12 protein-coding genes are annotated in these 10,950 nt (G+C 71.9%); 8 read left to right on the forward strand and 4 right to left on the reverse strand.

What is annotated here, in order from left to right:
- Nucleotides 1-29: 29 nt before the first annotated feature.
- Nucleotides 30-1,247: a polysaccharide deacetylase family protein gene (locus E6G06_07230; protein TML92165.1), complete on the forward strand. Its 1,218-nt coding sequence runs from the start codon at nucleotides 30-32 to the stop codon at nucleotides 1,245-1,247.
- On the opposite strand, the gene E6G06_07235 is transcribed toward E6G06_07230, so the two are convergent.
- Nucleotides 1,244-2,056 (reverse strand): glycosyltransferase family 2 protein, encoded by an 813-nt coding sequence (locus tag E6G06_07235; GenBank protein ID TML92166.1) that lies wholly within the window; start codon nucleotides 2,054-2,056, stop codon nucleotides 1,244-1,246. The two genes, E6G06_07230 and E6G06_07235, sit on opposite strands and share 4 nt — an antisense overlap.
- Nucleotides 2,019-2,891: a hypothetical protein gene (locus E6G06_07240; GenBank protein ID TML92167.1), complete on the reverse strand. Its 873-nt coding sequence runs from the start codon at nucleotides 2,889-2,891 to the stop codon at nucleotides 2,019-2,021. The genes E6G06_07235 and E6G06_07240 overlap by 38 nt, the downstream gene beginning before the upstream one ends.
- A 67-nt stretch (nucleotides 2,892-2,958) precedes the next feature.
- Here E6G06_07240 and E6G06_07245 point away from each other — a divergent pair, with 67 nt between their 5' ends.
- The gene (locus E6G06_07245; GenBank protein ID TML92168.1) at nucleotides 2,959-3,246 is read left to right on the forward strand and encodes a hypothetical protein; all 288 of its coding nucleotides are present in this window, start codon (nucleotides 2,959-2,961) and stop codon (nucleotides 3,244-3,246) included.
- Nucleotides 3,247-3,265: 19 nt separating this feature from the next.
- Here the strand turns inward: E6G06_07245 and E6G06_07250 are convergent, their stop codons facing one another.
- Both E6G06_07250 and E6G06_07255 read right to left on the reverse strand, forming a co-directional pair.
- A complete protein-coding gene (locus E6G06_07250; GenBank protein TML92169.1) occupies nucleotides 3,266-3,619 on the reverse strand; it encodes a VOC family protein in 354 nt (117 codons plus the stop codon).
- Nucleotides 3,616-4,545, reverse strand: a complete 930-nt coding sequence (locus tag E6G06_07255; GenBank protein TML92170.1) for a TIGR03564 family F420-dependent LLM class oxidoreductase — start codon at nucleotides 4,543-4,545, stop codon at nucleotides 3,616-3,618. Before E6G06_07255 ends, E6G06_07250 begins: the two co-directional genes overlap by 4 nt.
- Before the next feature lie 113 nt (nucleotides 4,546-4,658).
- Here E6G06_07255 and E6G06_07260 point away from each other — a divergent pair, with 113 nt between their 5' ends.
- The 6 genes from E6G06_07260 to E6G06_07285 all read left to right on the forward strand — a co-directional run.
- Nucleotides 4,659-5,159, forward strand: a complete 501-nt coding sequence (locus E6G06_07260) for a DUF1990 domain-containing protein (GenBank protein ID TML92179.1) — start codon at nucleotides 4,659-4,661, stop codon at nucleotides 5,157-5,159.
- 2 nt (nucleotides 5,160-5,161) lie between these two features.
- Entirely contained in the window at nucleotides 5,162-6,343 is a 1,182-nt protein-coding gene (locus E6G06_07265; GenBank protein TML92180.1) for a winged helix DNA-binding domain-containing protein, read from the forward strand.
- Between the two features lie 179 nt (nucleotides 6,344-6,522).
- Nucleotides 6,523-7,554: a DUF3494 domain-containing protein gene (locus tag E6G06_07270; protein ID TML92171.1), complete on the forward strand. Its 1,032-nt coding sequence runs from the start codon at nucleotides 6,523-6,525 to the stop codon at nucleotides 7,552-7,554.
- Nucleotides 7,555-7,792: 238 nt separating this feature from the next.
- A complete protein-coding gene (locus tag E6G06_07275; GenBank protein ID TML92172.1) occupies nucleotides 7,793-8,527 on the forward strand; it encodes a hypothetical protein in 735 nt (244 codons plus the stop codon).
- An 80-nt stretch (nucleotides 8,528-8,607) separates the two neighbouring features.
- Nucleotides 8,608-10,086 (forward strand): wax ester/triacylglycerol synthase family O-acyltransferase, encoded by a 1,479-nt coding sequence (locus tag E6G06_07280; protein ID TML92173.1) that lies wholly within the window; start codon nucleotides 8,608-8,610, stop codon nucleotides 10,084-10,086.
- 129 nt (nucleotides 10,087-10,215) lie between these two features.
- Nucleotides 10,216-10,950, forward strand: a 735-nt coding sequence (locus tag E6G06_07285; GenBank protein TML92174.1) for a DUF222 domain-containing protein, incomplete at its 3' end; no start/stop codon positions are given.

The raw sequence follows: 10,950 nt of genomic DNA on the forward strand, positions 1-10,950 counted from the left end.
AGTCCGGTCGCAGCATAGGGTCGAGTGCGATGGTCGCTCGCGCTCGCGTGACAGTGCCGTCGCGCCTCGGGCGCGGCGCAGGTGCGGGCTTCGCGACGCTGCTCCTCCCCGCAGTCCTGCTCCGCGCCGGCGCAACCGCCGGCGACCGCCTGACCGTGGCAGTCGCGATCGGGCTCGCGGGCCTCGGCGCGTCGGCGACGCGCCGGCAGACGCGTGAAGCGGCCGCACCGCTCGGCGCGTCGGTCGTGGCCGTGTCCGCGTGGCTCTTCACGCAGACGCCGCTCGGGGCGATGATGTGGTGGATCGCACTGGCGCTCGGCCTCGGGCTCGGGATGACGCTCCCGCGCCGGCTGCGGCCCGGTGGCGCGACCGCCGCCTCCGCCGCGGTGGCCGCCGTCGCGATCGTGGTCGCGCGGGCCGCGGGTGGGCGTGCGTCCGCGCTCGCCGTCGGCACCGCGTGCGCCGTCGTGTCAGCGGTTGCCGCGTCCTCGGTCGCCCGGGCCGCGCGCGCGAGTGCGCGCTCGTCCGGGCGGCTCGTCGCGTCGGCCACCTCGATCTTCGTCGTCGGGTTGACCGGTTGGATCGGCGCCAACTCCCCGACCGCGGGCTGGTTCGGGTCGCTCGTGAGCCACGGCCCCCGGGAACGTCGCGAGGTCGCGATCACCTTCGACGACGGGCCCAACATCACGTACACGCCGGTCGTGCGCGCCATCCTCGACGCGCACGGCGTCAAGGGCACGTTCTTCACGGTCGGCAGGGCGCTCGACGCGCGGCCCGACATCTCGCGCGCCCTGCTCGACGACGGTCACCTGCTCGGGAACCACTCGTACCTCCACGACGAGATCCGCTGGCTCGATCCCCGCTACCCGGAGCTCGAGCGCACGCAGCGGGCGTTCCGCCGCGACCTGGGTGTCTGTCCCACGTTCTTTCGACCGCCCCACGGGCAGCACACTCCCTTCATGGCGCATGCCGTGCGTCGTCACCGGATGACGATGGTGACGTGGAACGTGTCGGCCGGCGACTTCGCCACCCGCGACGCGGGCCTCGTCGCCCGACGCGTCCTTCGTCGCGCCCGGCCCGGCGCCATCATCGACCTGCACGACGGGATCGACGGAAACCTCACCGCCGACCGTTCGGTGTTGACGCGGGCGCTGCCGATCATTCTCGACGGCCTGCGGGCGCGGGGGTTGCGGCCGGTCCGGCTCGACGTGCTGCTCGGGCGGCCGGGTTACGGCGCCGCGTGCTAGCTGAGCGACCGCCCGCGGCTGCGCACCCGCCAGGCGGCGCGGGGGATGACCGCCAGGTCGATGACCGCGTCGACCATGCGCGTGCGTGACCGGTAGAGGGGCACCGGCACGACGACGTCGTTCCGCACCCGATAGCCGAGGCGGTGAAGAATGACCGCGACCTCGACGGTCTCGCTGTACTTGTAGCCGCGGTAGTAGTCGAGCGCGTCGGCGAGGGCCCCCAGCCGGAAGATGCGGTAGCCCGACTCGACGTCGTGGAGCCGGCCGCCCGCCCACAGGCTCGCCCATGCGCTGACCACTCCGTTCCCGACCCGCTTGTGGATCGGATAGCCGGACAGGTCGCGTCGCGCGAGAAGTGCGTCGAGGTGCTCTTCGATCGTCAGATCGGCCAGCGCTTCGAGCGAGCTCAGCTCGTGCTGTCCGTCGGCGTCGACGGTGTAGACGAGGTCGCTCTCGTCGAGCTCACCGCGGGCGAGGCGATCGCGCAGGCGGGAGAAGGCGAGGTGATACGCGGCCGACATGCCTTGGTTGCGATCGAACGTCAGGAGCTGCGCGCCATCGCGGTCGGTGGCCCAACCCTGCACGATCGCCCGCGTGTCGTCGGTGGATCCGTCGTCGACGATCACGAGCTCGTCGACGAGGCCGTAGAGGCGCTCGAGCACCGCTTCGACCGTCGTTGCTTCGTTGTAGGCGGGGACGACCGCGATCCGTCGGGGTGCTCGTGCCTCGGGTCCTGGTTCCGCGGCTTCGTCGGTCACGGCGGTGATCCTCTCACTGCGCCCCGCGCCCGGCGACCCGCTCACCCACACCCGCGACCGACGTCGTGCGGGTCACCGACCAGATCCCTCTCATCACGAGCACGACGCCTGCCGCCTCGCTCGCCAGCGCCCAGCCCTGCACGGCCACGTGCTCGTGGAAGAGCAGGACGCCGATGGCCACCCCCACCGTGGGCTCGACGACGCTGAGGAATGGCAGCGAGCTCGTGAGCGGCCCGGCCTGGTACGCGCCCTGCACGAGGACGACGGCTGCGAGCCCGACCGCGACGAGGGCGTACGGCGGCCAGCGCGTGAGCAGGTCGTGCAAACCGGCTCCCACGACATCGCCCGTGGCCTTCGTCAGCGCGGCGGTGACCGCGAACAACACGCCGGCGGCCACGGCGAGCAGCGAGGCACGTCGACGGTCGCGGAACCGGGACGCGGCCCAGACCAGACCCACGACCGCGAGGCCGACCGCGATGGCGAGTCGCGCCCACGCCGCGGATGTAGCGGTCACCGACCCTCGGTCCGGCGATGCCGCGACCAGGAACAGCGACAGACCGACTGCGATCTCCGCGGCCGCCAGCAGGTCCCGCCGACGGAGCGCGCCGGGGGAGACCAACTCGCCCAGGAGCAGCGCGAGGAGCAGACCGCTCACGAGCAGGGGCTGCACCAGGACGAGCGATCCCCGCCGCAGGGCGAGGAACTGGAGGCCATAGGCGGCGAGGTTGGCGACGATGCCCGCCCGCCAGGCCGGCAGCTTGAGGAGCTCGGGCAGGAGACGCGGGTGCAGCGAGACCTTGGCGGTGGTGAGCTGCGCGCCGCGTTGCTGCAGCACCGTCGCCACCGCGTAACACAGGGCCGAGCCGAGGGCGAGGACGACGACCACCTGCGAGACGCTACCGATGCCGCCGCCGGCGGCTCAATACACTGCGCGACGTGAAGGGCGCACGTCGGTGATCGAGACCGTCACGTTCCGGCTCGCCGCGGGCACCGATGAAGCGGCGTTCCTCGATGCCGACCGGCGGGCCCAGACGGAGTTCTTCTACCGCCGGCCGGGACTGGTCCGACGAACGACAGCGCGCGATCGAAAGGGCGAGTGGATATTCATCGTCATCTGGCGGTCGGAGACCGACGCGGATGCGGCGGCGCGCCTGTCCGAGAGCGACCCGGCAACGTCGGAGCTCGCCGCGCTGATCGACGACGCCACGGTTCAGACGCGGCGCTATTCGACGCTCGACTGAGCCCTCGCACGGACGCGCGCTACTGCTGGACGAGCATCAGAGGATTGCCCTCGGGATCGGTGATCGCGGCGAGCGTCGGGCCGCCGGGAACGTCGAAGGGCTCGCTGAGCACGGTGCCGCCCAGGTCGCTCGCACGGCTGAGCGATGCCCGCAGGTCGCGCACCTGGACGTAGAGCGACACGCCGCTGCGGTCGCTGCCGCGCAGGTGCCCGCCCGGCCCGGGCTCGGGCCCACCGAGCCCTGGCGCGATCTGCATGATGGGACCATCGCCGATCTCCCAGTTGAACAGTGCCGCGTAGAACGCGCGTTGCCGATCCGGGTCTCGCGCCTCGATCTCCCAGTGCACCACCGGTCGCGCCCAGTCGTCGTTCATGCGTCCCCTGTCGCCACGTCTGCGAGCAGCGCCCGGGTGGCGGTGATCTCGTCGGCGTCGGTGAAGAACTCGAGCGCGGCGAAGTCGGTGGCTCCGGCGTCGGCGAACGCGGCGAGGCCGGCGCGGACCTCGTCGTCGCTGCCGACGATCGACACGTCGGCCGGTCCGCCCGCGCCCGAGGCATCCATCACACCACGGTACGACGGGAGGTCGTTGTAGCCGGCGAGCACGCTGCCGATCACCGCGCGCACCTCGTCGGGCTTCCTCGTCACGCAGACCGGCACGCTGGCGACGATGCGGGGTGCGGGTCGACCGGCCGCGGCGGCGGCCGCGTCGAGCGCGGGCTTGATCTGCTGGGCGACGGCCCCGGGCCCGCTCAGCCAGAGGATCGAGCCGGCCGTGCGCTCGCCGGCGAGGCGCAGCATGCGCGGGCCCATCGCCGCGAGCAGCACGGCTGGTGCCTCGGCGCCCGGGGCCCCGTTGACCGCCTCGACCTCGCCCGACCAGATGTCGCCGGTGAAGGAGACCCTCCGCTCGACCATCGCCGGGAGCAGGACTGACAGGTACTCGTCCATGTGCTTGGCCGGGGTGGCGAACGGAACCTTCAGGGTGGACTCGACGCTCGACTTGTGGGCCAGCCCGATGCCGAGCGCCAAGCGGTTGCCGATCGCCTCCTGCACGGTGAGCGCCTGGCCCGCGAGCATCAGCGGGTGCCGGGGCCAGGTCGGGATGACCGCGGTGCCGAGCTCGATCGTGCTCGTACGCGTGCCCATCGTCGCGATGACGGTCAGCGCGTCCGGCACGGCCAGCTGCGCGACCCAGTACGACGAGAATCCGGCGGCCTCCGCCTCGGCCGCGTGGTCGACCATTTGTGTCAGTGATGCCCCGATGGCCACGAGGCTCGAGCCGTTGATCCCGATGCGCATCACCGCATCATGCCGCGGTCGCGCCGCGCGTGACCTACCGTCGTCCGGTGCCAGTCCTGCCGGGACGCGTCGACGCCGGGCGCCTCGCCGAGCTGGCTCTTGCCGCCCGCTCGTTGCCCCTCTCCTACGAGGAGGTCGGCGCGACGCGAGGGCCCATGCCGGCCGGGTACCGCATCGACCGTTGCTCGATCGACCTCGGTCGGGGGCCGGCCGTGTTCGAGCGTGGCGCCGACGGTCTGCGCCGCTGGCAGGCGCACCTCGGTGCCGGCGTTCGGGTGGCGCCCGACGCGGTCGACCTCGAGGTGGGTGCCACTGTCGCGGTCGCGGTCCGCGTCGCCTTCCTCACGGCGGTGGCCCCCTGCCGCATCGTGTACGTGCTCGACAACGCGGACCGCTTCGGGTTCGCGTACGGGACGCTCGCCGGTCATCCCGAGCGAGGCGAGGAGTCGTTCGTCGTGTCCCGAGCCGGCGACCGGGTGACGTTCGACGTCGTTGCCTTCTCCCGTCCCGCCGGCGCGCTCGCGCGGCTCGGGGCACCGATCGCGCGTGCGGTGCAGACGTCGGTCACCCGGCGCTACCTGGCCGGGCTCAAGGCGTACGTCGAAGCCGCGTGAGGGTGCGACGCGTCACCGACGACGAGCGAAGAGCGCGATTGGCCGTGCGGCACCACCTCGCGCCGAGGGCCCACGTTGCCGACGTCGTCAGGCTCGCGGGCGATCTGGTCGGCTTGCACGGCAGCGACCCGGCCACGGTGTTCCTGTCTGCGGCGGCTCGGCTGAGGAAGCCGGCCGGAGCCGTCACCGCGCTCGAGCATGCGTTGTACGACGAGCGCACGCTCGTGCGCACGTTGTGCATGCGGCGGACGATGTTCGTGGTGCCGCTCGAGGTCGTGCCGATCGTGCAGGCGGCGTGCACCGATCCGCTGGTTCCCGGCGAGCGCAAGCGGTTGGTCCGGCTCATCGAGGACCACGGGGTCGCGCGCGATGGAGCGCGCTGGCTGCGGAAGGTCGAGGCCAAGACGCTCGCCGAGCTCGAGGCTCGCGGCGAGGCAACCGGCTCCGAGCTGTCGAAGGCGGTGCCCGAGCTGCGCGTGCAGCTCTCGTTCGGCGAGGGCAAGCGGTGGGCCGGCACCGTGGGCATGACGACCCGCGTGCTGTTCCTGCTCTCGACCGAGCAGCGCGTCGCGCGCGGCCGGCCGAAAGGATCGTGGACGAGCAGTCAGTTCCGGTGGTCACCGATCGAAGCGTGGTTGCCCGGCGGCGTGCCTTCGATGGCGGCGGACGCCGCTCGCGCGGAGCTCGTCCGGCGCTGGCTGGCGGCATTCGGACCGGCGACGACAGCCGACGTCAAGTGGTGGACGGGCTGGACGGTCGCCCAGACGAAGGCCGCGCTGGCCTCGGTGCGCGCCGTCGAGGTCGAGCTCGAGGCGGGCGCGGGCTGGGTGCTCCCGGGCGACGACGGGCCGGCTCGCGCACCCGCGCCGTGGGTCTCGCTGTTGCCCGCGCTCGACCCGACGGCGATGGGGTGGCGGGAGCGCGGCTGGTACCTCGGTGAGCACGGCCGGTCGCTCTTCGACACCAACGGCAATGCCGGGCCCACGGTCTGGGTCGACGGTCGGGTCGTCGGCGGCTGGACGCAGCGGCGGAGCGGCGAGATCGCGCACCGGTTGCTGGAGGACGTCGGGCGCGACGCGGTCGCCGCCATCGAGACGGTCGCCGACCAGTTGGAGTCTCGGCTCCGCGACGTGCGCGTCACGCCCCGCTTCCCGACTCCGCTGCAGAGGACACTCTCGAGTTGAACCGTTGAGGCGGGGACAGGCGAGAGGCCGGCCGTTGCCTCAAGGGTATGACGCCGAATGCCGACAAGGACTCAAGAGCCCCGAGAGGGCACGCCTGGTTTGAATCAAAGGCGCCGAATCGGCGCTCCGGTCGACGATGCTCGACGCGATCCTCTCCCACCTCCGCGGAAGAGGAAGCCATGCGGTCAGACCGGAAACTCGCGCCACCCGTCGGCGCCCCCGAGCGGTCCCGACGGAAGGTCACCCGGATCGCTTCCCTGGCGGTCGTCGCGGGCGTCGCCGTCCTCTTCCTCCCCGCGGCAAGCGTCGCGGCGCCGGCGGTCGGCCTCGGGACGGCGGACAGCTTCGCCGTTCTCGCCGGCTCGGGCATCACGAACACGGGACCGACCACGATCACCGGTGACATCGGAACGTTTCCCAACCCGGCGGAGACGGGGTTCGTTTCGGTGACGGTGAACGGCACCAACCACGTCGCTGACGCCGTCACCCAGCAGGCCAAGGACGACCTCGTCACCGCCTACGACGTGGCCGCCGGCAGTGGTCCGCCCATTGCGATCCCCACCGGCGAGCTCGGCGGGTTGACGCTGACGCCGGGCGTCTACAACGGCGCGACCCTTCAGATCACCGGCACGTTGACGCTCGACACCCTCGGTGACCCTGCGGCGGTGTTCATCTTCCAGTCGGGCGCCACCCTGATCACCGCGTCGAACAGCTCGGTCGTCGTCCTCGGCGGCGGCACCGCGTGCAACGTCTTCTGGCAGCTCACCAGCTCCGCGACGCTCGGTACGGGCTCCCACCTGATCGGAAGCGTCCTCGCGTTGACGTCGATCACGGCGACGACGGGCGCGACCGTCGATGGTCGTCTGCTGGCGCGGAACGGCGCGGTCACGATGGACACCAACACCATCACCGCCGAGACCTGCGCGGCGGCGACGACGACCACGACTCCTCCTGGATCGACGACGACCGTTGCGGGCGCAGGGGCCGGCCCGGGGTCCACGGTGACGACGACCGGCTCGGGGCCGACGACCGGCATCGGGACCGGTTCGCCGACGACGACGTCGACGCCCGACACCGTGCCTCCGGGTCTGGCCCGGACCGGCTTCCAGAGCCGGTTGGCGCTCCTGGGTGGGTTCACGATTGCCTTCGGCGTCCTCCTGGAGTGCGTGTCCCGCGTGCGCCGCCGGCGGTCGACCGGCTTCGTCGGCTGACGCCGACGCGGTCTCGCGGCCGCGTTCGATTGAGGCGAGTGGCCCATTGCCGGGCTGAGAGCCTCCGGACACACTAGGCACGTTCCGTGGCATCCGGTCACGGACAGCGATACACGCCCCCCCTTGGGGAGGTGTTGATCCGCAGACGTGACTGGTCGCTGAACGGCGGGTGCGGGGAGCCAAGCGAAACCGGCCCGAGGATTGATCGCGGCGCGAGCCGCAGGAGGTCCTGGGCGCCGTGACCCGGAAGCACCCGCGCCCCGGCGCGGGGCGGCGCAGCCGCTCCGCCCGAACCCTCAGCGGCGTCGCCGTCGCGGTGCTGGCCTCCGGCGTCGGGCTGGCCGGCGTCGCCCGGATGCCATCGTCCGGGCGACGGATGGAGATCGGTCGTCCGCAGGCGCGGGTGGCGGCCGCGTCCATCGCGACGCCGCCCACGACGATGGTCGAGAGCGCGCCGGCGACGACGACTGCCGGGGTGACCGTGGCGCCCGTCGGCGCGGGCCCCGACTCACCCGGCACGCGGACGGACGAGCAGGAAATCGGAGCGCAGAGCCTGCGGCTCATCGCGTTCGACCTGAGCCGCCTACCGGGCTGGACGGTCGTCTTCCTTCCGGGGAGAGCCGGCTATCGGGGCCGGACGCTCCCTGCGTCGAAGCGCATCGAGATCTACGTGCGGCAGGGGGACACGGCGCGGACGGTCGCGTACAACCTCGGCCACGAGCTCGGCCACGCGGTCGACGTGACGTACTCGACGCCCGCGCGCCGGAGCTCCTATCGCAGCATCCGCGGCATCGAGGCCGACGCACGGTGGTTCGGCTGCGCGGACTGCTCCGACTTCGCCACACCCGCCGGAGACTTCGCCGAGACCTTCGGCTTCATGGTGACGGATCCCGGCTTCAACTGGCGATCCGCGCTCGGCCGTCCGCCCACCAACGAGCAGAGAGCAGCCGTCACTGCGCTCTACGGGCTCTGAGGTCCACGCCTGAGGACCGACGGCGTGGACGCGGGGCGCGAACAGCGAGACGATGGTGCTCCGCCCCCGGGGAGACCTCCATGCGCCAGTTGACCGGTATCGACGCCAGCTTCCTCTACATGGAGACGCCCTCGACGTTCGGCCACGTGTCGAGCCTGATCCTGTTCGACCCGAAGGACACGCCGGGCGCGGGCTACGAGTCCACGAGAGCGATCTTCGAGCATCGCCTCCATGTGCTCGACCCGATGCGTCGCCGTCTCGTGCAGGTGCCGTTCAATCTCGACCACGCGTACTGGATCGAGGACCCGGACCTCGACCTCGACTTCCACATCAGGCAGACCGCCGTACCGCCGCCGGGGAACGACCAGCAGCTCGGCGAGCTCGTGAGCCGTCTCATCGCCCGTCCGCTCGACCGCACTCGTCCGCTCTGGGAGCTGTACATCATCTACGGCATCGAGGGCGGGCTCATCGGGCAGCTCACGAAGGTCCATCACGCCGCCATCGACGGCGTGGGCGGCGCGCAGCTCTTGATGCACATCCTCGACGTCGACCCCGCGGCGCGGCCGGGTGAGCCGGAGCCCCTACCGCAGCCCGAGCGGGTCCCGAGCGATCTCGAGATGCTGAGGCGCGGGGTGTCCTCCCTGGTGACCCGTCCGTACGCGCAGGGGCGACTGGTCATTCGCATGATGCGGTCGGCCCCCCAGCTGACCAGGGGCATCGATATCGGCTCGGTGGTCGCCTCCGTGGCCAAAGCCCTTCCCGAACCGGTCGCCCGACTCTTCGGTCGGGGCGCGCGCCACGCCGAGGACGACGCTCCCGACCTCTCCCGCGGCGGGATCAGCGCGCCGCCGACGCCCTTCAACGCCAAGATCTCCCCGCACCGGCGCTTCGCCTTCTGCAGCGTGTCACTCGATGACGTCAAGGCGGTCAAGTCGGCGCTGGGCGTGACCGTGAACGACGTCGTCATCGGGATGTGCTCGGCCGCCCTCCGGCGGTACCTCCTCGAGAAGGACGCCCTCCCCGTTGCGTCGCTGCGAGCGATGATCCCTGTGTCGGTACGGACCGAGGACAAGAACGGCGACTACGGCAACCGGGTCTCCGGGATGCTCGCCAGCCTCTGCACCGATGTCGACGATCCAGTGAAGCGTCTCCACGAGATCAACAAGGCGACGCTCTCGGCCAAGGAGACCATGGGGGCCCTGCCGGCGGACTTGCTCACCGACGCCGTCGAGTTCGCGCCGCCGGCGATCACCGCGCGTGCTGCCCGCGTGGTGGCCCGCACCCAGCTGGCCAACCGGCTGAACCCGCCGTTCAACCTGGTCATCTCGAACGTGCCCGGTCCTCAGGTGCCGCTGTACTCGGGTGGAGCCGAGATGCTGCACTTCTATCCGGTGTCCGCGGTGGCCGACACGCAGGGGCTGAACATCACGGTCCAGTCGTACAACGGCAAGCTCGACTTCGGGCTCGTGGCCTGTCGCGAGCTGGTCCCTGACCTTTGGGACCTGTGCCGCATGCTGCCCGACGCGCTCGACGAGCTGAAGGTCGCCGCGGGCGTCTGAGACAGGTCACTCGGCCCGGCAGAATTCCTTGACGTCGAACATCTGTTCGAGTACGGTGTCGGCGTCGTTCCTATCGACCGTCGGTGTGCAGCCCGACGGTCCTGCGTGAGGCCCCGAGGCGGAGGAGCGATGAACGTTCTCGTCGAGCTCAGCGGCGCGATCGACGCGGTCGTCGACACCGATCCGGCCCACCTCGCCGACGCCGAGGCCGTCGTCGCAATCCACCGCCAGCTCCAGCGGCTGGAGGCGGTGGCCACGAGGGCCAGCTCCGCCTTCGAGGCGGCCGGCACGTGGACGCCCGACGGCGCCCGCTCGGCCGCGGCATGGCTCGCCACCCGCTGTCGCCTGCCGCTGAGCACCGCGCGTCGTCGCCTCCGATTGGGACGGGCGCTGCGCGACATGGCACGGGCCGAGGCGGCCTGGCTGGCGGGCGACATCGACGCGGCGCGGGTGGGGGCGCTTTCCGACGCGCGCACGCCGAGGACAACCGAGTGCTTCGAGCGCGACGAGGCGATGCTGGTGGACCAGGCGGCGCGGCTGAGCCACCGACACTTCTCCCGGGCGCTGGCCTACTGGTCACAACAAGCCGACCCCGACGGCGTGGAGGACCGTGCTCGTGCACTGCTCGACGCCCGTCGCCTGCACCAGTCCCAGACCTTCGCCGGCACCTGGGTGCTCGACGGGGTCTTCGACCCCGTCGGCGGGGCCGTGCTCGACGGCGCGCTCAAGCGCATCGAAGCGGATCTGTTCCAAGCCGACTGGGCCGAGGCCCGGGCCCGGGCGGGCGAGGGGGTGTGTGCGGCGGACCTGGCCCGCACCCCCGCCCAGCGCCGGGCCGACGCGATGGTGGAGATGGCACGGCGG

It is taken from the genome of Actinomycetota bacterium (assembly GCA_005888325.1).
GTDB lineage: Bacteria > Actinomycetota > Acidimicrobiia > Acidimicrobiales > AC-14 > AC-14.

Coding starts and splice junctions, on each gene's coding strand:
- E6G06_07230 (TML92165.1), top strand. CDS start 30: ATGGTCGCTCGCGCTCGCGTGACAGTGCCGTCGCGCCTCGGGCGCGGC.
- E6G06_07250 (TML92169.1), bottom strand. CDS start 3,619: ATGAACGACGACTGGGCGCGACCGGTGGTGCACTGGGAGATCGAGGCG.
- E6G06_07255 (TML92170.1), bottom strand. CDS start 4,545: ATGCGCATCGGGATCAACGGCTCGAGCCTCGTGGCCATCGGGGCATCA.
- E6G06_07270 (TML92171.1), top strand. CDS start 6,523: ATGCGGTCAGACCGGAAACTCGCGCCACCCGTCGGCGCCCCCGAGCGG.
- E6G06_07280 (TML92173.1), top strand. CDS start 8,608: ATGCGCCAGTTGACCGGTATCGACGCCAGCTTCCTCTACATGGAGACG.